This window comes from Saccharopolyspora sp. NPDC050642 (genome assembly GCF_040654735.1).
GTDB lineage: Bacteria > Actinomycetota > Actinomycetes > Mycobacteriales > Pseudonocardiaceae > Saccharopolyspora > Saccharopolyspora elongata.
In genome coordinates this window covers 26,157-46,589 of sequence record NZ_JBFAIN010000029.1, presented here as the reverse complement: position 1 = coordinate 46,589, position 20,433 = coordinate 26,157, and the positions used below count along the sequence as shown (strand labels likewise).

At 69.3% G+C, this 20,433-nt stretch carries 25 protein-coding genes and 1 pseudogene; 12 read left to right on the top strand and 14 right to left on the bottom strand.

What is annotated here, in order from left to right; translation table 11 throughout:
- Positions 1-61 precede the first annotated feature (61 nt).
- The 7 genes and pseudogenes from AB0H93_RS32185 to AB0H93_RS32155 all read left to right on the top strand — a co-directional run.
- A complete protein-coding gene (locus AB0H93_RS32185) occupies positions 62-913 on the top strand; it encodes a helix-turn-helix domain-containing protein (RefSeq protein ID WP_358577713.1) in 852 nt (283 codons plus the stop codon).
- 9 nt (positions 914-922) lie between these two features.
- Complete coding sequence (locus tag AB0H93_RS32180; protein WP_358577711.1) at positions 923-1,801, top strand: AraC family transcriptional regulator; 879 nt, start codon at positions 923-925, stop codon at positions 1,799-1,801.
- 152 nt (positions 1,802-1,953) lie between these two features.
- Positions 1,954-2,400: an SRPBCC family protein gene (locus AB0H93_RS32175; protein ID WP_358577708.1), complete on the top strand. Its 447-nt coding sequence runs from the start codon at positions 1,954-1,956 to the stop codon at positions 2,398-2,400.
- 141 nt (positions 2,401-2,541) lie between these two features.
- Complete coding sequence (locus AB0H93_RS32170; RefSeq protein ID WP_358577705.1) at positions 2,542-2,949, top strand: YciI family protein; 408 nt, start codon at positions 2,542-2,544, stop codon at positions 2,947-2,949.
- Positions 2,946-4,100: a sigma-70 family RNA polymerase sigma factor gene (locus tag AB0H93_RS32165; protein WP_358577703.1), complete on the top strand. Its 1,155-nt coding sequence runs from the start codon at positions 2,946-2,948 to the stop codon at positions 4,098-4,100. The genes AB0H93_RS32170 and AB0H93_RS32165 overlap by 4 nt, the downstream gene beginning before the upstream one ends.
- Before the next feature lie 235 nt (positions 4,101-4,335).
- Entirely contained in the window at positions 4,336-5,190 is an 855-nt protein-coding gene (locus AB0H93_RS32160; RefSeq protein ID WP_358577701.1) for an alpha/beta hydrolase, read from the top strand.
- A gap of 101 nt (positions 5,191-5,291) precedes the next feature.
- Positions 5,292-5,444: pseudogene (locus AB0H93_RS32155) on the top strand (DUF2332 family protein); the annotation flags it as partial.
- A gap of 312 nt (positions 5,445-5,756) precedes the next feature.
- Here AB0H93_RS32155 and AB0H93_RS32150 read toward each other — a convergent pair.
- A complete protein-coding gene (locus AB0H93_RS32150) occupies positions 5,757-6,023 on the bottom strand; it encodes a helix-turn-helix transcriptional regulator (protein ID WP_358577699.1) in 267 nt (88 codons plus the stop codon).
- Positions 6,024-6,105: 82 nt separating this feature from the next.
- On the opposite strand from AB0H93_RS32150, the gene map reads away from it, so the two are divergent.
- Positions 6,106-6,900, top strand: a complete 795-nt coding sequence (gene map / locus AB0H93_RS32145; protein ID WP_358577697.1) for a type I methionyl aminopeptidase — start codon at positions 6,106-6,108, stop codon at positions 6,898-6,900.
- Between the two features lie 88 nt (positions 6,901-6,988).
- Here map and AB0H93_RS32140 read toward each other — a convergent pair whose 3' ends face one another.
- Both AB0H93_RS32140 and AB0H93_RS32135 read right to left on the bottom strand, forming a co-directional pair.
- Entirely contained in the window at positions 6,989-7,576 is a 588-nt protein-coding gene (locus tag AB0H93_RS32140; protein ID WP_358577695.1) for a dihydrofolate reductase family protein, read from the bottom strand.
- Between the two features lie 87 nt (positions 7,577-7,663).
- On the bottom strand, positions 7,664-8,038 hold the full coding sequence (locus tag AB0H93_RS32135) for a hypothetical protein (RefSeq protein WP_358577693.1): 375 nt from the start codon (positions 8,036-8,038) through the stop codon (positions 7,664-7,666).
- A 230-nt stretch (positions 8,039-8,268) separates the two neighbouring features.
- Between AB0H93_RS32135 and AB0H93_RS32130 the strand changes: the two genes are divergently transcribed.
- The gene (locus AB0H93_RS32130) at positions 8,269-8,925 is read left to right on the top strand and encodes a helix-turn-helix domain-containing protein (protein ID WP_358577690.1); all 657 of its coding nucleotides are present in this window, start codon (positions 8,269-8,271) and stop codon (positions 8,923-8,925) included.
- Between the two features lie 261 nt (positions 8,926-9,186).
- Here AB0H93_RS32130 and AB0H93_RS32125 read toward each other — a convergent pair whose 3' ends face one another.
- Complete coding sequence (locus AB0H93_RS32125; RefSeq protein WP_358577688.1) at positions 9,187-9,867, bottom strand: TetR/AcrR family transcriptional regulator; 681 nt, start codon at positions 9,865-9,867, stop codon at positions 9,187-9,189.
- A gap of 66 nt (positions 9,868-9,933) precedes the next feature.
- On the opposite strand from AB0H93_RS32125, the gene AB0H93_RS32120 reads away from it, so the two are divergent.
- Entirely contained in the window at positions 9,934-11,043 is a 1,110-nt protein-coding gene (locus tag AB0H93_RS32120) for an FAD-dependent monooxygenase (RefSeq protein WP_358577863.1), read from the top strand.
- A gap of 91 nt (positions 11,044-11,134) precedes the next feature.
- On the opposite strand, the gene AB0H93_RS32115 is transcribed toward AB0H93_RS32120, so the two are convergent.
- The 3 genes from AB0H93_RS32115 to AB0H93_RS32105 form a co-directional block, all read right to left on the bottom strand.
- Positions 11,135-11,617, bottom strand: a complete 483-nt coding sequence (locus tag AB0H93_RS32115; RefSeq protein ID WP_358577686.1) for a hypothetical protein — start codon at positions 11,615-11,617, stop codon at positions 11,135-11,137.
- Positions 11,618-11,723: 106 nt separating this feature from the next.
- Positions 11,724-12,245: a recombinase family protein gene (locus AB0H93_RS32110; protein WP_358577683.1), complete on the bottom strand. Its 522-nt coding sequence runs from the start codon at positions 12,243-12,245 to the stop codon at positions 11,724-11,726.
- Between the two features lie 151 nt (positions 12,246-12,396).
- Positions 12,397-13,473, bottom strand: coding sequence for a helix-turn-helix domain-containing protein (locus AB0H93_RS32105; RefSeq protein ID WP_358577680.1), 1,077 nt, complete (start codon positions 13,471-13,473; stop codon positions 12,397-12,399).
- A gap of 180 nt (positions 13,474-13,653) precedes the next feature.
- Here AB0H93_RS32105 and AB0H93_RS32100 point away from each other — a divergent pair, with 180 nt between their 5' ends.
- Positions 13,654-13,947, top strand: coding sequence for a DUF1330 domain-containing protein (locus tag AB0H93_RS32100; protein WP_012891307.1), 294 nt, complete (start codon positions 13,654-13,656; stop codon positions 13,945-13,947).
- Between the two features lie 152 nt (positions 13,948-14,099).
- Here the strand turns inward: AB0H93_RS32100 and AB0H93_RS32095 are convergent, their stop codons facing one another.
- From AB0H93_RS32095 to AB0H93_RS32065, 7 genes are all read right to left on the bottom strand, one after another.
- A complete protein-coding gene (locus AB0H93_RS32095; RefSeq protein ID WP_358577677.1) occupies positions 14,100-14,555 on the bottom strand; it encodes a DUF4158 domain-containing protein in 456 nt (151 codons plus the stop codon).
- A 234-nt stretch (positions 14,556-14,789) separates the two neighbouring features.
- Positions 14,790-16,181, bottom strand: a complete 1,392-nt coding sequence (dnaB, locus tag AB0H93_RS32090) for a replicative DNA helicase (RefSeq protein ID WP_358577859.1) — start codon at positions 16,179-16,181, stop codon at positions 14,790-14,792.
- Positions 16,182-16,598: 417 nt separating this feature from the next.
- Positions 16,599-17,051: a 50S ribosomal protein L9 gene (rplI, locus tag AB0H93_RS32085; protein WP_132481853.1), complete on the bottom strand. Its 453-nt coding sequence runs from the start codon at positions 17,049-17,051 to the stop codon at positions 16,599-16,601.
- 18 nt (positions 17,052-17,069) lie between these two features.
- Positions 17,070-17,306, bottom strand: coding sequence for a 30S ribosomal protein S18 (gene rpsR / locus AB0H93_RS32080; RefSeq protein ID WP_093151213.1), 237 nt, complete (start codon positions 17,304-17,306; stop codon positions 17,070-17,072).
- A gap of 45 nt (positions 17,307-17,351) precedes the next feature.
- The gene (locus AB0H93_RS32075; protein ID WP_093263833.1) at positions 17,352-17,834 is read right to left on the bottom strand and encodes a single-stranded DNA-binding protein; all 483 of its coding nucleotides are present in this window, start codon (positions 17,832-17,834) and stop codon (positions 17,352-17,354) included.
- A gap of 42 nt (positions 17,835-17,876) precedes the next feature.
- Positions 17,877-18,227: a 30S ribosomal protein S6 gene (rpsF, locus tag AB0H93_RS32070; protein ID WP_010312877.1), complete on the bottom strand. Its 351-nt coding sequence runs from the start codon at positions 18,225-18,227 to the stop codon at positions 17,877-17,879.
- Positions 18,228-18,515: 288 nt separating this feature from the next.
- A complete protein-coding gene (locus AB0H93_RS32065) occupies positions 18,516-19,457 on the bottom strand; it encodes a hypothetical protein (protein WP_358577674.1) in 942 nt (313 codons plus the stop codon).
- Positions 19,458-19,626: 169 nt separating this feature from the next.
- Between AB0H93_RS32065 and AB0H93_RS32060 the strand changes: the two genes are divergently transcribed.
- On the top strand, positions 19,627-20,394 hold the full coding sequence (locus AB0H93_RS32060) for a deoxyribonuclease IV (protein WP_358577672.1): 768 nt from the start codon (positions 19,627-19,629) through the stop codon (positions 20,392-20,394).
- Positions 20,395-20,433 lie beyond the last annotated feature (39 nt).

Below are 20,433 nucleotides of genomic sequence, written 5' to 3'. Positions count from 1 at the left end.
CCTTGGCGCAGGCCGATGTCTTGGACGAATGTTCCCGTCGATCCGCGCATAGCATGGGGTGATGCGATCCGCCGGGAACGAACGCGAGGCGGTGGCCAGGTGGTGCGTCGCGAGGCCGCCGAGGCCCAGCCGGCTGGCCGGCGTCAGCATGGCCGGGTTCCGCGACCGCGGCGCGGGCCCGGTCGACGTGCGGGTGGTTCCGCACCCGGCCGTCACGCTGGCGCTGGAATTCGGTGACGGCCCGCTCGTCGTGGATGCCGAAACCGGTCGGCAGCGGCGGGGAAATCTCGTCACCGGGTTCATGCACGGCGCTGTTCGCGTGCGGGGCGAGAAGGTCGAGTGCGTGCAGGTGCGCCTGTCCCCGGTGGTCGCGCACGAGGTGCTGGGCATCTCCCCGGCGGAGCTGGACCACGTGGTGGTGACCCTCGACGACCTGTGGGGCCGCGACGCGGCGCGGATCCGGGAGCAGCTCGGCGAAACCCGGTCGTGGCAGGACCGCTTCGCCCTGGCGGACGCCCTGCTCGCCCGTCGCCGCGAGGCGGGGCGGCCCGTGGATCCCCAGGTGGCCTGGGCCTGGCAGCAGATCGCCGGCAGCCGCGGCCGGGTCCGGGTCGACGGGCTGGCGGCCGAGATCGGGTGGAGCCGCAAGCGCCTGTGGTCCCGGTTCCGGGCGCAGATCGGCCTCCCGCCCAAGCGCGCCGCGAAGCTGGTCCGCTTCGACCACGCCGCGCACCGCCTGGCGGCGGGCGGGAACGCGGCCCGGATCGCGGCGGAGTCCGGCTACGTCGACCAGTCCCACCTGCACCGGGACGTCCTGGCGTTCACCGGGGTGACCCCGACGACCGTGGCCGGCGAGACCTGGCTGGCGGTGGACGACATCGCGTGGCACGGGCGCGACACGTCGATCGACTAGCCTTGTGCGGTGTTCGACTCGCCTGACTTCGATCTGGCGCCGTACGCGGAGTTCGACACGTCGGAGCTGGTGCGGCGCACCTACTGCAGCTGGGGCGACGCGGGCTGGCGGTCGCTGCTCGTGCAGTGCTTCGACCACGCGCCCGAGGCCGACCACGTCCCGATGCCCGGGGTGTCCGACCTGCACCTCGTGCTCTTCGTGGCCGGGGACGTGGCCACGCGGACGCGCGCCGACGGAAAACCGGTCCGCCGCCGCTGGGTTCCCGGCGATCTGGAGCTCATGGTTCCCGGCCGGACGAGCGTGCGCGACTACCGGGCGACGTCCGCGATGCGCACGATCCAGGTGCACATCCCATCGGCGACCGTCGAGCGGGCCGCGGCGCAATTGGGCGGTTCGGGACCGGACTTCGAAGCGCTGTCCGCCGCGGTGGACACGGGTGATCCGGTCGTCGAGCAGATCATCCGCGCACTGCCCGCCGCCGGTGCCTCGAACGACCTCTACGCGGAATCCGCCGGGGCGTTCCTCGCGACGCACCTGCTGACCCAGGGCCGGCACGAACGCCTGCCGGGGCCCGAACACGCCGCCGTCCGCGCGGGCATCGCCGTCATGCGGGACCGGCTGGCCGAGCCGCTGGCGCTGGCCGACATCGCCGCCGAAGTGCACCTCAGCGTGTACCACTTCATCCGCGTCTTCCGGGCGGCGACCGGCGAAACGCCCCACCGGTTCCTCACCCGGCTGCGGATCGAGCGGGCGCAGCGGCTGCTTTCCGACGACGCCCTCACCGTCGCGCAGATCGCCGAGCGTTGCGGTTTCGCCAGTCCCGGAGCGCTGTCGACGGCCTTCCTGAGCCATGTCGGCGTCCGGCCGTCGGCGTACCGCAAGATCTGATCGAAGGTCGGCAATCCAGCGCATGTCCCCGGCCGTCCGCGTCATCTAGTTTCGGCCGTGCCAAGCAGCTTCGGCGTTGCCGCGCACTCGCCCCGCACGCGATTCCCGCGATGAGAACGGCGGGTGCGGCGGCGAACGAAAGGATTCCGACCATGCTCCGCTACGACGCGACCGCGACCTCGACAGCGCCTCCGGCCGTCGTCTGGCGCCTGCTCGTCGACGCACGCACGTGGCCCACCTGGTCGACCGTCGACAGCCTGGTCACCGAACGTTCCAGCGGCCTCGACCCCGACGGCCGCGATCCCGTCGGCGCGGTCCGCGCGTTCCGCACCGGGCGGACGGTCACCGGGGAACGGCTGACCGGGCTCGACGAGGAGAAGCAGCTGACGTACGAGGACGCCTTCAACTCGGCCATCCACGACTACCGGGCGGTCATCGACCTCACGCCCGCACCCGGCGGCGGCACGGCCATCCACTGGCACGGCACCTACTCCACCCGATGGGGAATGGGCTGGTTGATGAAGCGCGTCATGCGGCGGGTCATGCAGCAGATGGCCGACGGCCTCGCCTCCCACGCGGCGGAACAGGCTCGCCAGTAACCGGCCGGCTAGACACCCTCCGGTGAACAGTGGTCCACATCACATCGAAAAAGATGTGCGGATTTCCGGTGCAGCTGTCGAGAACAGCGCGCCGGCTCCGTCCCTGGGGCACGATCGCCGTACACCGAAAGGGAGCTCACCATGAAGTACCTGCTGCTGAAGCACTACCGAGGCGGCCCGGCACGGGCTGTGGACTACCCGCCGATGGATCAGTGGACCCCGCAGGAAGTCGACGCGCACGTCCAGTACATGAACGACTTCGCCGCCCGCCTGGAGGAGACCGGCGAGTTCGTGGACTCCCGGGCGCTGGCCCCCGAGGGCACCTTCGTGCGATCCGACGGCGCGGGACGCCCGCCGGTGACCGACGGCCCGTTCGCCGAGACCAAGGATCTCGTCGCGGGCTGGATGATCATCGACGTGGAGTCCTGGGATCGCGCGGTCGAACTGGCCGGCGAGCTGTCCGCGGCGCCCGGGCCCGGTGGCGAACCGCTTCACGAATGGCTCGAAGTGCGGCCGTTCCTCACCGAGCCGCCCGCCGTGACCGAATGAACGAGCCGCAGCTGCGGGAGCTCGTGCCCGCGGTGATCGGCGTCCTCGTCCGTCGCGGAGCAGACTTCGCCGCGGCCGAGGACGCCGTGCAGGAGGCCCTGATCCGGGCGCTCGAAGCCGGTCCGGGGGAGCAGCCACGCGACCTGAAAGCGTGGCTGATCTCGGTCGCGTGGCGCAAATTCCTCGACGCTGCCCGGGCCGAGAAGGCCCGGCGCGAACGAGAGCTCGCGGTGGAGGCCGAGCCACCCGGCGGCCCGGTGCCTGCCGCGGACGACACGCTGCGCCTGTACTTCCTGTGCGCGCATCCCACCCTGCCGCCGAGTTCGGCGGTCGCGCTGACCCTGCGCGCGGTCGGCGGCCTGACGACCAGGCAGATCGCGGCGGCGTACCTGGTCCCGGAAGCGACGATGGCCCAGCGGATCAGCCGGGCCAAGCGGCGCATCGCCGAGGTCCGGCTCGACGAGCCCGGCGACCTCGCAACCGTGTTGCGAGTGCTCTACCTGGTGTTCAACGAGGGGTACAGCGGGGACGTCGATCTGGCGGCCGAGGCGATCCGGCTCGCCCGCCAACTCGCCGCCGTCTCCGACGAGCCCGAAGCGGCCGGGTTGCTCGCGCTCATGCTGCTGCACCACGCACGCCGGGCTTCCCGCACCGGGCCCGGCGGTCGCCTGGTGCCGCTGGCGGAGCAGGACCGCTCGCGCTGGGACACCGAGCTGATCGCGGAAGGAGTGGCGATCCTGCAGACCGCGCTGGCCCGCGACCGGCTCGGCGAGTACCAGGCCCAGGCCGCGATCGCCGCCCTGCACGCCGACGCCCCCACCGCGTCCGAGACGGACTGGGTGCAGATCGTGGAGTGGTACGACGAACTGCTGCTCCTCACCGGCAGCCCGATCGTGCGGCTCAACCGCGCCGTGGCGGTCGGCGAAGCCGACGGGCCGCAGGCCGGCCTCGCCGAGCTCGCCGAAATCGACCCCACCCTGCCCCGCTACACCGCGGTGGCGGCATACCTCCGCGAACGCGCAGGAGATCTCGGCCCCGCCGCCGACCTGTACGCCGAAGCCGCCCGCGCCGCCACCAGCCTGGCGGAACGCGACCACCTCACCCGCGAAGCAGCACGCGTGCGCCACGCCGAGAAATCACCACCGCCGTGAACGCCACCAGCCGTTGACCGCGACATGTCGGCGCGGATCGTCTTGCGGCGGGCGTCTTCTCCGCGTGTCCGGCACTCTTCCTCGTGGTTCCGAGTCGTTCGGCTGCTGTCGGCGGCCTTCCCCGGATCGGGCTCTCCCTGCTGCTTCCGCGGTGTACGGTGCTGGTTCCGAGGCGGCGGGCGACGTTTCGCGCGTAGCGTGTGCCGCGGTCACGCAGCCGTCCTGGAGGTTGACGATGTCTTCGACGGTCCACTCGTTCCGCACGCCCGACGGCGTCACGCTCGGGGTCGAGCACTTCGGCGATGCGGCGGCGCCCCTCGTGCTGCTCGCGGGCGGCACGACCATGCTCTCCTGGCCCGACGCGCTCTGCGAGGCGCTCGCTCGCGGCGGACGTCACGTCGTGCGCTACGACCTGCGCGACTCCGGCGCATCGACGACCGTCGACCCTGCGGCGCCGGCGTACACGCTGCGCGACCTCGCCGCCGACGCCGCCGCGCTCGCCCGCGGACTCGACGACCGTCCGGCGCACCTGGCGGGCATCGGCGTCGGCGGGATGGTCGCCCAGGTCGCCGCGCTCGACCACCCGGACGCGTTCTCGGCACTCACCCTCGCCGGGACGCGGCCCGTCGCACCGGGCCCGGTCGACGACGACCTGCCCGACCACGACGCGGCGACGATGGACCGGTGCTTCGCGCTCCCGATGCCCGACTGGTCCGACCGCGCTGCCGTAGCGGAGTTCGCTGCCTCCGGCGCGGAGATCCTCGGCAACGACCCCGCCGCGGCACGCGCGACCGCCGAGCGCATCTTCGACCGCACGCCGGGCACGGACCCCGCAGTCCAGCTGGCCAACCAGTTGGGCATGGTGTTCTCCAGGCTCGACTGCACGCCGCGCTGGCGCGAGCGCCTGCCCGAGCTCACGATGCCGACGCTCGTGGTGCACGGCCGTCACAACATGTTCTTCCCGGTCGGCAACGGCGAGGCGCTCGCGCGCGAGATCCCTGGCGCGCGGCTGCTCGTGCTCGAACAGGCAGCGACCGCGATCCCCGACGCGGCCGCCGATGAGGTAGCCGCGGCGATGCTCGCGCTGTAGGCGGTGACCGAGAACTCTGGCCGCAGGCTTTTGTCGAGTCCGGCGCGGAGCGCGATCAACTCCGTCTTGTACTGCGGACGCGGCGGGGACAAGGTGTCGCTGTGGTGACATCTGACCGGTACCGAGCGTTCGGGGTACGTGAAGCCAGGGGGCACTCCACGACGTACGAGCGGCTTGCCCTTGCTGTCGCCGAGGACGCGCGGCTGCTGGATCTGCTCGACGACCTACCCGAATCCAAGCGGCAACCCAACCTGTTGTTCGCGGCCGATCTTCCACGGATCCGTGCTTTGCTACGTGCCCGCCTCGACCCGGCTGACCTTCCGGTTCTCCGCTGGCGAGCAGAATTCTCAATCAGCCGTCCAATTTGGACGGACAGCGGACATCGCGACCGGGAAGTGGACGTCGGCTTTCATGTCATGTCGATCTCGTACGACCTGGAGCTCCTTCGTTGCCCCACGGTCGTGATCAGTCTCAGTTCCGTCGCCGGGCACGGATGCCGCGATGGCGGCGGTGATGTTCTCCCCGAAACCGGTCAGCCGCATCGGGCGTCCTCGCGGAGGCGGTTGTCACGACGCCGCCTCAAGCCGCAGGCCATTGCGCCATACGGCGGCCAGGTCTTGTATCGGCAGGTCGAGCGCCTCGCTCAGGCAGACGATCGTGCCGAACGCGGGAGTCGGGAGCCGACCGGTCTCGATCTTGCGCAACGTCTCCGGCGACATGCCGGCCGCCTGCGCCACGTCACCGAGATCGCGGTCCGCTCGCGCTTCGCGCAGCAGCCTCCCGAGGCGCCTGCCGGCCTCGATCTGTTCGAGCGTGAGCGGATTGCGGACCACGGCGCCAGCGTACGGTTGGTATTTTAATACCGCAAGGTGCTACGTTGGTATTATTATACCGGCGTACGACGTGAGGGTACCCATGATCGAGTTGAAGTCGCCCGCAGAGATCGAACGGATGCACACCACCGGGCAGTTCGTCGCCCAGATCCTGTCCGAGCTCAGCGAACTCGCCGACGTGGGAGTCAACCTCCTCGACCTGGAACACCACGTCCGCAACCGGATCCGGCAACGCGGGGCGCAATCCTGCTATTGGGACTACGCCCCGTCCTTCGGCGACGGCCCGTTCCGCAACGTCACCTGCCTGTCGGTCAACGACGCGGTGCTCCACGGACTACCCCACGACTACGCACTGCGCGACGGGGACATCCTCACCATGGACCTCGCGGTCGGGATCGACGGCTGGGTCGCGGACGCCGCCCGCACCATCATCGTGGGCACGCCGGCCGACGATGACCTGCGACTCCTCCGCGCGACCGAGGAAGCGCTCGCCGTCGGCATCGAGGCCGCGAGGCCGGGCAACCGGCTGGGCGATGTCTCAGCGGCGATCGAGGCGGTCGCCACCGATTACGGCTACCCGATCAACACGGAGTTCGGCGGCCACGGGCTCGGACGGACGATGCACGAGGATCCCCACGTCCCCAACACGGGCCGCGCAGGCCGCGGCCTCAAGCTCCGAGCGGGCATGACCCTGGCACTCGAACCCTGGTTCGCCCGCACCACCGACCGGATCGTCTTCGACCCCGACGGCTGGACGATCCGCTCGGCCGACGGCTCGCGCACCGCCCACTCCGAGCACACGATCGCGATCACCGAAGACGGCCCCCTGGTACTCACCCAACGCCCGCCACACCACGCGGACCCGGCCTCGACATGAGCCCGGCCTAGGGGGCCGGTCCGCGACGGCCGCGCTCACGCAGTTGGGCGCCGAGATCGTTTCTCGAAACTTGTCCCGGGGGCGGGATTCAGGAGGTGGCGGGGATGCGGCCGACCGGCCGGTATTTCATCAGGACGACTCCGGAGGCGAACGGCTCGGCGGAGACCAGCTCCAGTCTTTCCGGTGGCCGGCCGTCCTCGAACAGAGCCTTGCCGTCCCGCAGGAACACGGGGTGCGCCAGCAGGTGGAACTCGTCGACGAGTCCGAGCTCAACGAGGGACCGGATCAGCGCGAGACTGCCGTAGACCACGATGTCCCCGCCGTGGCCGCGTTTGAGTTCGATGATCTCGTCCGGGTCGACGCGTTCGAGCCTGCGGGTGTTCCGCCACGCCGCGATGTTCCCCGAAGCGGAGACGACGATCTTCTCCATGGTGTCGACCCGCCGGGCGTACCCGCGCACCTCGCCCGTCTCGCCGGGGTCCTGCGCGGCCCGGGGCCAGTGGCCGGCGAAGTCGGCGTGCGTGATCCGCCCGAGCAGCAGGCTGCTGGCGCCTTCCACCAGTTCCCGCTCGTACCTGTGCACCTGGTCGTCGATCAGCAACCAGTCCATCTCGTCTCGCGGACCGGCGACGAATCCGTCGAGCGTTGTCCACATCGACACAATGATCTTGCGCATCTACCGGCCTCCATCGTGGTGCGTTGAACTCGGCGTCGCGTCGGGCAACCCTCGGGTGCACTCGGGGCCGGGCCCCGGGAGTGCCGACTACTGGTTGACGCCGAGAGCTGCGAGAACGGGTTCTGGCGTCAAGCCCGGGAACCGTTCCTGGAAGTCCAGGACACCGACCCAGGCCGGGCGCAGGGCGATCCGGACCATCCGCAGACCGGGCTTGTCGATCGCCACCACGTAGGCGTCGCCCGCCTCCTCGCCCAGCCCGGCGCGCTGCATGGTGGCGTACTCGGGCAGGACACCATCGACCTCGGCCAGGGTGACCTTCCCGCGCAGCATCAGCACCTGCGGAGGGCCGTCGGCGGTGCCGATGGTGATCGCCACGTCGGGGCGGGCCCGCAGGTCGCGGACCTTGTAGGTGCCGGCGAACGCGGCGATGACCACCTCGTCGCCGTTCCACAGGAAGTTCACCGGGGATCAGCCGCGGCGTGCCGTCCTTGCCGGCATAGGCCAGCCGCGCCACCAGAGTCGTGTCGTTCAGCAGGCGCTGCGCCGTGGGGGTGTCCAGCAGTCGCACATCGCCCTGCGGCATGCCCGCTACCTGGGTTCCAGAGAGGCTCATGGGCTTCAACGTAGAGAGGCAACTCCTAAAAAACAAGTAATACTCCTAAATCAGGATCTACTGCGGTAGCCTGTACCCCATGAGCGGCATGCGCAGCTACGGAGACCCATGCGGTGTGGCCCGCGGCCTGGACGTCATCGGCGAGCGCTGGGCCCTGCTGGTCGTGCGCGACCTGCTGCTGGGCCCCAAACGCTTCAACGACCTGCACGCCGGCCTGCCGGGGATCAGCCCCAACGTGCTCACCCAGCGGCTGCGAGACCTCACCGAACACGGCGTCGTGCGGCGCCGCGACCTGCCACCCCCGGCCCGCGTCCGCCTCTACGAGCTCACCGACTGGGGCCGCGCCCTGGAACCGCTCCTCCTCCACCTCGGCCGCTGGGGCAGCCAGGCCCCCACCACCCCCGACCGCCCCCTAGGCGTCGACTCCATCCTGCTCAGCATCAAGGCGGCCTTCGACCCGGCGCGCGCCACCGAGTCGGTCGGCGTCTACGAGCTGCGCATCGACGCTGACACCTACTCCATCGAGGTCACCGACGACTCGCTGCACGTCAGCCGCGACACCGCCCCCAAGCCCCCCGAGGCCACCCTCACCACCGACCTCGACACCCTCCGCACCATCTGCGACCACCAGATCAGCCTGGCGGCGGCACTGGACTCGGGCTCACTGCACCTCGACGGCGCCGAACACGCCAAACAGAGCCTCACAAACCTTCTCCTGGCCCCGTTCAACCCCTGAGCCGCCGTTCTCCCGACATACCCCGTTCGAGCATCAGTTCCGGCGCGGAATGGACGCTGGACACGCGACCGACAGCTTCTCCAGCCTCGCGAAGCTGATGAAGAAGCAGACGGCCTGGAGAGGGGCGCGCGCCCGCCCCGCGGAACCCATTCGCCGGGGCGGGCAGCAGCGCCCAAATCCCTGATCAACGCGGCGCAAGCGCCAAGAACCTGGAGGGTCCCAGCGCGCGCGTCGGCCCTCGTCTGGTCCCTCGGCCGCGCGTTAGGCCGAGATGCGGGCTTCGATGCCGTCGAGGAGGAAGTCGAGGCCGGCCCGGAAGGTTTGGTCGGCGTCGAGGTGGGGGCCATCGTGGACGACCGTGGCCAGCGCGGGGAATCGGCCGGTGGCGAAGGTCCGCTGCAGATAAGGCCCGAAGGTGACCTGCCACTGCTCCTGGTTCATCCCGGAGGCTCGCTCGGCGCGTCGCTCGGTGATCTCCCGGCGCACCGCGCCGATTGCGTACGCATTGACCGCGGCGATCGCCGGCACGACGGTGTCCAGGTCGACGCCGTCCATTCCGGCGGCTACAGCCTCCCCGCTGGCCAGCGTGTTCGGCCCGAGCTGGGGCCGCCCACCGAGCAGGTCGGCGAGCCATTCGTGCTGGTGGGCGGCCTGCCGGGTGGTTTCAGCAAGGGAACGCAGCACCTCTCGCCAACTGTCTCCGGTCGGCCGGATCTCCGCGTGGACCGCATCGACCATCAGGTCGAGCAACTCCTCCTTGGTGGCGATGTAGCCGTACAGCCGCATCGGTCCGACGTCCAGCGCCGCGGCGACCTTGCGCAGTGACACCGCGTCCAAGCCGTCCGCATCGGCGAGTTGGATCGCCGCTTGGACGATCCGCTCCCGGCTCAGCGGGGCCGGTACCGGTCGATCCGGCGGCTCCGGCCGCTCCCACACCAACATGCCGACGACAATACAGCGCCGGGAGCGATACAGTGTATTGACTGATACGGTGAATCGAGGGTGACCATGACCATTGCCATTGTCGGAGCCGGATTGGGCGGCTTGGCCCTTGCTCGGGTGCTGCACGTGAACGGCATCGACGCCGTTGTGCACGAACGTGAATCGTCGCGCGGTGCGCGTGGTCAGGGCGGCATGCTCGACATCCACTCGGGGCAGCGGGCGCTGCGCGAGGCTGGCCTGATCGACCAGTTCTACGCGATTGCCCGTGGTGAAGGCCAGGACATGCGGCTTCTCGAGCCGGACGGAACCCTGCTGCTGCAGGAGGACACACCCGACGATGCCCCGCTTGAGCGACCCGAGGTGGACCGTGCCGATCTGCGCGACCTGCTGCTGGACTCTCTTCCCGAGCACGCGGTGCGCTGGGGGCACGCGTTCGAGTCCGCCGACAACGGCGTGCTGCACTTCGCCGACGGCAGCAGTGCGACGTATGACCTGCTGGTCGGCGCCGACGGCGCGAACTCCCGGGTCCGCGCACTGCTCACCGACGCCCGGCCGGCGCACATCGGCCAGAACGTCGTCGAGCTCGGCATTCCCGACATCGACCGCACCCACCCCGACCTCGCGGCGATGGTCGGGCGCGGCAACTACTGGGTGCTCGGCAACGGGAAATCCCTGGCAGCGCAGCGCAACGGCGACGGCCGCGTTCGCATCGGCCTCAGCTTCTACAACACCGCCGAGGACTGGTTCGCCACCAGCGGGATCCCGTTCGGCGACCCAGCCGCCACCCGGGTGCGGCTGATCGAGGAACTCAGCGGCTGGGACGCGCGGTTCACCGCACTGATCGAAGCCTGCGACGACACGATCGTGCCACGGTCGATCACCACTCTCCCGGTCGGTCTGACCTGGCCCTCGACGCCAGGCGTCACGCTGCTAGGCGATGCCGCGCACCTGATGCCGCCGGTGGGGGAAGGCGCCAACATGGCGCTGCTCGACGGCGCGCTGCTCGGCCTCGCGCTGGCTGCGCACCCGGACGACTTTCCCGCCGCCGTCGGGGAATACGAACGCGAGATGTTCGAACGCACCAGCGCTGCCGCCCGGATGTCCGCGGACATGCAGGAATTGCTGATGTCGCCGGACGCCGGCCAGAAAATGCTCGCATTCTTCCAACCCGGCTGAAGGTGACCGAATACGACCAGGAACCCGGACGTGGCCATTAGAACTGAGAATCGGCCATGGAAGCTGAGACCCTGCAAGAACCTGCAGGGTCTCAGCGGCCGTGACATTCTGATTCGCTATGACCTGGCGTTTCTCGGCTGTCTCGCCTCGTGCGCGGTGGATTCAAGGACCAGGCAACGAGCGCGGAAGACCTTCCACAGGCCGTCTGCTGCTTTCGGGCGCAGGTGTGCCCGTTCGAGCAAAACGTGAACTTGTAGGTGCTCGGCGAACTCCACATCACCCGGCGCAGTGATCGGCCGACGTAAGTTCGACCTTCACGGTCGAAGTCCGCCAGCAGGATCCGGGCCAGCTCCAGGCGGCTCTCGTAAACAACCAGTCCGTCGACCGTTGAGGAGTAGTACCAGCCCGAGTAGTGACGCCTGCCCTTGTACCAGCGGAACTCACGCACCGGACACCCGTGCACGACGTCGTCCACCACAACACGATCAAGCGTCGTGTCCACGCCCTCGCCGCCGCAACGCCGGTATCGCACCCGAACCCGGCCGACACCATGGTCCTTACGGACGAATGACATACCACCGAATGGTGTCAGCAGCGACCATCCGTCCGCTAACGCCGCACGGGTGATCCCCGGGTGTGAGTAGTTGCGGTGCAGGAAATCCCGGTGAGAACGATCAGGGTCATGAGCTGAGCGCCGCGGCGTCCGGTCGGAGCCGGGGGACGTCTGCGTTGCGGAGGTCGGCGAAGTCGGCGTGGGCCTGCTCGACGGCTTCGGGGTATGCCTCGCGCTTGGCGTGCTCGGCGAGCGCCCGGTAGATGCTCGCCACCGAGGGGTTCTGCCCCTTGCGCTTGCCGGTAGGGATGATCAGGTCGGGCTGGATCTGCTCGACGGACTCGCCGCCCGCGCGGCGGCGCAGCACGGTGTGCAGCATGTCGTCGGTGATGACCGGGGGCCGGCCGCCGTGCTTGCCCTTGCGGGCCGCGGTGTCGAGTCCTTCGAGCGTGGACTCGCAGATGTTCTCCCGCTCGGTCTCGGCCATCGCGGCGAAGAACGCGAACAGCAGCTTGCCGGGCCCGGTGGGGTCGTAGATGCCGGGCAGGGGCCCGGCGAGCATCTCCAGGATGAGGCCGTGGGCGGTGAGGTGGTCGGCGAGCGCGGTGAGTTCGGCGGCGTCGCGGCCGAGCCGCTTCATCTCGTACACGGTGAAGATGACCCGGCAGTGCGCCGGCCTTCGACCTCAGTCTGTTGTTGACACCGACGACGCTCGCGGGCGAATCGCCGCGCGCCGCAGCCGATGGACGCCCGGCGCAGAGGTTCGGATGAACCACCGGGAAGCGTACGGTGCGTCGTGGCTAGGCGGGAATGGAGCCCGCATCGCCGGCGGCCGGATCCGGGGCACGGAAGGTGCGACGGTACGCCGACGGGGCGACTCGGGCCTCCGCCGCGAGGTGCCGCCGCAGCGAGGTGGCGGTGGCGAATCCGACCTCGTGGGCGACGCGTTCCACCGGCAGATCGCTGGACTCCAGCAGGTGCCGGGCCCGCCGCAGCCGCTGCGAGGTCAGCCAGCGGCCGGGGCTCAGACCGGTCTCCTCCTTGAAGCGCCGGGCGAAGGTACGGGTGCTCATCGCCGCGTGCGCGGCCAACTCGTCCAGCGACAGCGGCAGTTCAAGCCGCTGCAATGCCCAGTCGCGGGTCGGCCCGGTGCCGGTTGCGCCCGTCGGCGGCAGTGGCCGCTCGATGTACTGTGCCTGCCCGCCGTCCCGGTACGGCGGCACGACGCAGAAGCGGGCGGCCTGGTTGGCGACCTCGGTGCCGTGGTCCTGGCGCAGCAGGTGCAGGCAGACGTCGAAGCCGCTGGCCGCCCCCGCTGAGGTCAACACGTCACCGTGGTCGACGAAAAGAACGCCGGCGTCGAGCTCGACCCGGGGGAACAGTTCCCGGAAGTGGTCGCTGAGCGCCCAGTGGGTGGTGGCCCGACGCCCATCGAGGAGACCGGTGCCGGCCAGCAGGAAGGCACCGCTGCAGATCGACACCAGACGGGTGCCGGGCCGGACCCTGGAAAGCGCGTCCAGGGCCTTCGAGTCCGTGGCGGCGGCCGGGGCCTGGGTGATGGCGTACCCAGGGATGATCACGGTGTCCGCCTCGGCCAGCACCTCAGGGCCGTGCCCGGGGGTGACGGTCAGGTCCGAGACGGTGCGCACGGGCTTCCCGTCCACGCCCGCGGTCACCACCTCGTAGCGGCCACCGGCGGAGCCCAGGACGTGTTGAGGTATGCCGAGTTCGAAGGGGTAGATCCCGTCGACTACGAGGACGACCACCTTGTGGGCGGCGGGCCGCGGTTCTGGGCGCATCGCGCGATCCGGTTCGGCGGTGCGACCGGCTAGGTCGCGGGCGCCGGGAGTACCGGGGGCGGCATGGTGGACGGGCATGGCGAAAATGTATCGGAGGCTGACCTTTCTGCCATGGCCGAGGCCGGCTCGAACGGCAAGGATCGAGGCATGACCTCGACGGAGGCATTTGAGAACCTCGCCCCCGGGCCGTCGTCGGGATCGAGCAATCTGAGTGTCAATTCGAAGTCGGACGTGTCCGGCCGAGCACAGGAGGTTTCCATGGCCAAGGGCTACTGGGTCAGTGTCTACCCCGCCATTTCCGACCCTGAGGGGCTGACTGACTACAACGAGCTGGCGGGTCTGGCTGTCCGGGCTGGGGGCGGGCGCGTCCTGTCCAATTTCGGTCGAGTCGTCGCCCACGAGGCCGGAATCACCGAACGCGTCGTTCTGATCGAGTTCGACGGCTTTGAACAGGCGGTCGCGGCATACGAGAGCGAGGCATACCAGAAGGCGCTGGTGGCCCTCCCCGACGGCTTCGAGCGCGACTTCCGCATCGTCGAAGGCATCGACTGACCGGCGGGCCCAGCCATCGCTGGGCATCCGTCACCTGATACGCCCACGGTGCTCAACGACGACTCACGAGACGAGGTCCGGGCCGGCTGGACTGTCTCGCTGACCTTGTCGACGAAACTCACGCTCGCCCGAAGCGAACCGCGAACCGCTTCTCACACGACAGATCGGTCCAGCGAACACACGGCTTCGATGACCAGGGGCGCATGCTGCATCCATCTGGGCTGTAACCGCCCGAAGGCGTCCGGGCCATCAAAGTCCCGGTACTTGAACCGCTCCTGGATCTCATCCGCGTGCTCGTACACCGTCGACCTGCGCTCGGGGTACCGCTTCACGCACGAGGAGTCCTCGATGCCGAGCTGCCCGGCGAGGTACTCCACGACCTCCCACGGCACCGCGAGCGGATCCTCGCCCAGGAACCGGCCGATGTATCGGACCGTGCAGATCTGCACCGCCATACCCAGACGGTGCGCATCCCTACGACGCCGCGCGATCAGATCGCGGTCGTCATCGTCGAGGAAGAAGAACCGCTCCAGCTCCGGACGCGTGGGCACCGCGGTGAACGTCCCGTACGCCTCGGCCGGCTCATCAGTCAGAAACTCCACCGGCACGAGCCGGACCGTAGCCAGCGGCGACGAGCAACCGGCGGCTTTCCGTGAACCCCAGCAGCAGCCGCATCCGGTGTGCTAGCCGACCATGATCGTTCTCCGGGATTTCCTGTACCGCAACTACTCACACCCGATCCCCTTCGCCTCTTTTCGCATCGACTTGGCGCACGCGCCAAGTACGCGCCAAGTGATCTGAGAAAGCGCCAGGTCTTTTGAGAACCTACATAAAACCCGGAACTACTCCTGGGCCATGTCGACGAAGCGGCTGTAGTGCAGCTGGTGGGCGACCGTGATCGTGGCCGTCGGGCCCGCACGGTGCTTCGCCAGGATCAGGTCCGCCTCGCCCATCCGCGGGTCGTCCCGCTCGAACGCGTCCGGCCGGTGGATCAGGATCACCATGTCCGCGTCCTGCTCCAGCGAACCGGATTCGCGGAGGTCCGAGAGCTGCGGGCGCTTGTCCGTCCGCTGTTCCGGGCCTCGGTTCAGCTGGGAGATCGCGATCAGCGGCACTTCGAGTTCCTTGGCCAGCAGCTTGAGGTTTCGGGAGAACTCCGAGACCTCCTGCTGCCGGGACTCGACGCGCTTGCCCGAGGTCATCAGCTGCATGTAGTCCAGCACGATCAGCTGGATGTCATGGCGCTGCTTGAGCCGCCGGGCCTTCGCGCGGATCTCCATCATCGTGAGGTTCGGCGAGTCGTCGACGAACAGCGGCGCCTCGCTGATCTCGCTCATCCGCCGCGCCAACCGCGTCCAGTCGTCGTCGGTCATCCGGCCACCGCGCATGTCGCCGAGCCGGATCCGGGCCTCGGCGGAGAGCATGCGCATGACGATCTCGGTGCGCCCCATTTCCAGCGAGAAGATGACGCTGCCGAGCCCGTGCTTCACCGACACCGACCTGGCGATATCCAGCCCCAGGGTGCTCTTGCCGACACCCGGTCGCGCCGCGATGATGATCATCTGGCCCGCGTGGAGGCCGTTGGTCAGGGCGTCGAGGTCCGCGAAACCCGTTGGGATGCCTTGGGATTCTCCTCCGCGGGAGGCGATGGCGTCGATCTCGTCCATCGTCGGCTGGAGGAGTTCTTCGAGGACGTGGTAGTCCTCGCTGGCCTTGCGCTCCGACACGTCGTAGATCGCGGACTGGGCTCGGTCGACGACCTCCTCGATCGCCGCGCCCTCGGAGCCGTGGTAGCCGAGCTGCACGATCCGGGTGCCCGCCTCCACCAGGCGACGCAGGATCGCCTTCTCCGAGACGATCTCCGCGTAGTAGCCGGCGTTCGCCGCCGTGGGCACCGTGGCGATCAGGGTGTGCAGGTACGGCGCGCCGCCGACCTTGAGCAGCTCCTGGCGGCGTTCCAGCTCGGCCGACACGGTGATCGCGTCCGCCGGTTCGCCGCGGCCGTAGAGGTCGAGGACGCAGTCGTAGATCGCCTGGTGCGCCGGGCGGTAGAAGTCGTTGGGGCTGAGCACCTCGACGACGTCGGCGATGGCGTCCTTGCTCAGCATCATTCCGCCGAGCACCGATTGCTCCGCGGCGAGGTCCTGCGGTGGCTGCCGTTCGAAGGTGGTGCTGCTGCTCGACCCGCCGTCGCTGTCGAAGTACGGATCTTCCTGCTCGTCGGGCACCGCCACCGGACCCGTCACCTCCTCCGGCACAGGGCGTTCACGCGTGGTGTGCGTGAACGCCCGCGCGCGAAGCTAGATCGCCCGCCTGGAGCAGGCAAGTCAAGCTGTGGACAAAGCTCGGGACAACCTGTGGATAGATCGAATCGAGCTGGGGATAACTCGCGGCAGCCTTCCGCGCAGCTGGGGACAACCTGGGGACAAGTCGGCATGATCGACAAAAAACCCCAGTTCAGCCCCTGTGCGAAGGCTGTGGAAGAAATCCGTGGAAAAGTCCCGGCGTGTCGCTCTCGTCGGCGTGTCGGGACTCGGCGGGGCTCGGCCACCGCCGTGACAACCGGTGCGCACACCGGACGCAGCATCGTCCACCCGTCACACGAATGCCGGAGTGGACGATGCCGCGTTGTGGAAACCGGTACTACCGGGTCACTGCTCGCCGGCGACCTGGACGCTGACGTTGGCCGTCACGTCCGGGTGCAGCTGCACGTCGACGACGTGCTTGCCGAGCGACTTGATGTGGCCGCGCAGCTCGACGGAGCGCTTGTCCAGGTTCGGGCCACCGGCCTTGCGGACCGCGGCGACGATGTCGCCGCTGGTGATCGAGCCGAACAGCTTGCCCTGCGAGGACACCTTCGCGGTCAGCGTGACCGCGCCGAGGTCCTTCAGCTGCTGCTTGAGCTCGTGGGCGTGCTCCAGGTTGCGCACCCGGCGGTTCTCCTGCACGCGGCGGATCGTTTCGATCTGCTTCTGCGCGCCCTTGGTGGCCACGATGGCCAGGCTGCGGGGCAGCAGGTAGTTGCGCGCGTAACCGTCCTTGACCTCGACGATGTCGCCAGACTCGCCGAGACCGGTCACGTCAGCAGTGAGGATGATCTTCACGACGTGTCTCCTTCCGGGTCAGCGAGCGGTCGAGGTGTAGGGCAGCAGGGCCATCTCGCGGGCGTTCTTCACCGCGATGGCGACGTCGCGCTGGTGCTGGCTGCAGTTGCCGGTCACGCGACGGGCACGGATCTTGCCGCGGTCGGAGATGTACTTCCGCAGCAGCGTCGTGTCCTTGTAGTCGATCTGCGCCGCCTTGTCCTTGCAGAACACGCAGACCTTCTTCTTCGGCTTGCGCACGGGCGCCTTGGCCATCGGTCTTCCTCCTGAGCGAAAACTTCGTAAGCGTTGCTGCGCCGTTTAGAACGGCGGCTCGTCGCTGAACCCACCACCGGAGCCGGCGGGCGGCGCGGAACCCCACGGGTCGTCGGCCGGGGGACCGGACGGGCCCCCGCCACCGCTGAAGCCACTGCCACCGCGGCTGACCTTGTTCACCTTGGCGGTCGCGTAGCGCAGGGACGGCCCGATCTCATCGACCTCGAGCTCGACGACCGTGCGCTTCTCGCCTTCCTTCGTCTCGAAGGAACGCTGCCGCAGCCTGCCCTGCACGACCACCCGCATGCCGCGGGTCAGCGACTCGGCCACGTTCTCCGCGGCCTGCCGCCAGATGTTGCAGCGCAGGAACAGGGCCTCGCCGTCCTTCCACTCGCCGGACTGGCGATCGAAGGTCCGGGGCGTGGACGCGACCGTAAAGTTCGCGACCGCGGCACCGGAAGGCGTGAACCGCAGCTCCGGGTCGGCGGTCAGGTTGCCGACCACCGTGATTACCGTTTCACCAGCCATGACCTGGGGACTCCAGTCTGGTCGTTAGCGGAATCGGGCCGGTCAGGCGGACGCCTGAGCGGCGCGGGCCTTGGCGGCGCGCGCGGCCTTGCGGGGCTCGACGATCTTGCGGATGACCTTCGTCCGCAGGATCGACTCGTTGAGGTTCAGCTGCCGGTCCAGTTCCTTGATGGTGGCCGGCTCGCTGTTGAGGTCCAGGACGACGTAGATGCCCTCGGCGTTCTTCTCGATCTCGAACGAGAGACGCCGGCGGCCCCAGACGTCGACCTTCTCGACGGTGCCACCGTCGTTGCGGACAACGTTGAGGAAGTTCTCCAGGGACGGAGCGACGGTGCGCTCGTCCAGGCTCGGGTCCAGGATGACCATGAGCTCGTAGTGACGCATGAAGACCATTCACCTCCTGTGGACTCACGGCCACGGGCTTTCCGTGGCAGGAGGGTCGTTCGCGTCGACGAACTGAACAAGGCTAGCAAGCGGCACCGACACCGCCGCCATCACCCCGCCCCACCCCCGACGACGTTCGTGGTTCCGCAATTCCAATGGAAATCGAAGATCCGATTTCCATTGAAATTGCGGAAGTTGTCCACAGCCGTCGGCGTGTCGGGGTGCGACACGCCGGTGACCCGCAGTTTCAATTGAAACTGCGGGTCACCAGGTGGGTTCGAGGGTGTGCCGGGAAGGTCAGTGGCGGCGGAGGACCCAGCTGCGGACGAGGGCCGCCGTGACCACCGCCAGCGAGATCGCGGCGAGCAGCACCGGGGCCGCCACCCGCTCCGTCACCTCCGTCGGCAACGCCTCCGCCTTGCCCGCGGCGCGGATCTCCTCCTGCTGCTCACGTGCCTTCTGCTGCTCCTGGGACTGCTTCTGGAGGTCGCCGATGTCCGGCGTCAGGCCCGGCACCTGGCCGTAGCGGGCCTGCGCCCACGGCAGCGAGCCGCCCTGGAGGTCCCGCAGGCTGGGCGGCAGGACGCTGAGCGCTCCCGGTGCCCCGCCGCTGGGCGTCAGGGCCGGTGGCGGCGTCGTGGGCGGCGGCAGGGTGGGGCTCGGCGGCGCCGGGTTCGTGCTGGGCGGCGGGTTCGGCGTCGGCTTGGGCTGCTCGGGCGGCGGCTGCTGCGTGGCCGGCGGCGGCGGTTCGACGGCGGGCTTCGCGACCTTCACAGTGAGGGCGTTGCCGAGGCTGACGAGGTTGGTGAAGTGCCAGGTGACCGCGTCGACCTTCTTCTCTGGCAGGCCGATCTCGGCGAGCCGGGGCGCGGCGGCCTCGGCGATGTCCTTGCCGGAGTAGAAGGTGCGGCCTTCCCGCGCGGGCCCGAGCGAGATCGGCGTCAGGGCGGCGAACCTCTTGGCGGCGTCGTCGGCCGGGCCGAAGGCCAGCGGCATGGCGAGCAGCACGGCCTCGCGGACCTTGAAGTCGAGCGTGGACGGCGCGATGGTGATCTGCTGGCCGGGTTCCGCGTCGACGATGGCCAGGGGCTGGTCGACGACCAGCGGGTCGGCCGCGTAGGCGGCGCCGGCGCCGAGGAAGGTGCTCGCGGTGATCGCTAAGCCGACCAGCCCCGCGGACACGGTCCGGCCGAGCGAGTTCGGCCGGACCAGCGGATTGGGTTTCCCCCGTGCTCCCATGTCTCGTCTCCCCACGGCCGTGCGAATGCCGATCACTCTCTCAAGATTAATAACGCCCGAACACCGCCATTGGTGACGGCCCGGGGGAAAACCCGTGGCTTCCCGCGCTGTGGGATCGGGCCGTTCACGCCGCCGGGAGGCGGTCCGGTCGGCCGCCTAGACTTCGGGTATGCGTATCGGCGCCCACGTTCGCGATGATGACCCGTTGGCCGCCGCCGCCGAGCGCGGCGCGGAGGTCGTGCAGTTCTTCCTGTCGGACCCGCAGGGCTGGAAGGCCCCGAAGCCGCATCCGCAGGCGGAGCAGTTGCGCGACAGCGACGTCGAGGTGTTCATCCACGCGCCGTACGTGATCAACGTGGCCTCGCTGAACAACCGGATCCGGATCCCGTCCCGCAAGGCCGTGGGGCAGCAGGCGACGGCGGCGGCCGCGGTGGGCGCGACGGGCCTGATCGTGCACGGCGGGCACGTGACCAAGGACGATGCGCCGGCCGAGGGCGTGTCGAACTGGCGGAAGCTGTTCGAGCGGCAGGCCGCGGACGGCGGTTTCGACGTGCCGATCCTGATCGAGAACACCGCGGGCGGCGCCAATGCGATGGCGCGGCGGTTCGATGCGCTGGCGCGGTTGTGGGATGCGGTCGGCGAGTTCGGGGCGGGTTTCTGCCTGGACACCTGCCACGCGCACGCCGCGGGCGAGGAGCTGCTGGACATCGTCGACCGGGTGAAGGCGATCACCGGGCGGATCGATCTGGTGCACCTCAACGATTCGCGGGACGAGTTCGGCTCCTCGCGGGACCGGCACGCCAACATCGGCGCGGGCAACATCGATCCGGATCTGCTGGTCGCGGTGTGCGCGAGCGCCGGGGCGCCGGTGGTGGTGGAGACGCCGGACGAGGGCCAGGCCGACGACATCGCGTTCCTCCGCGGCAAGGTCGCCTGAACGCATCGACTTCTTCGCGGTATCGAACGGGAGTGATCG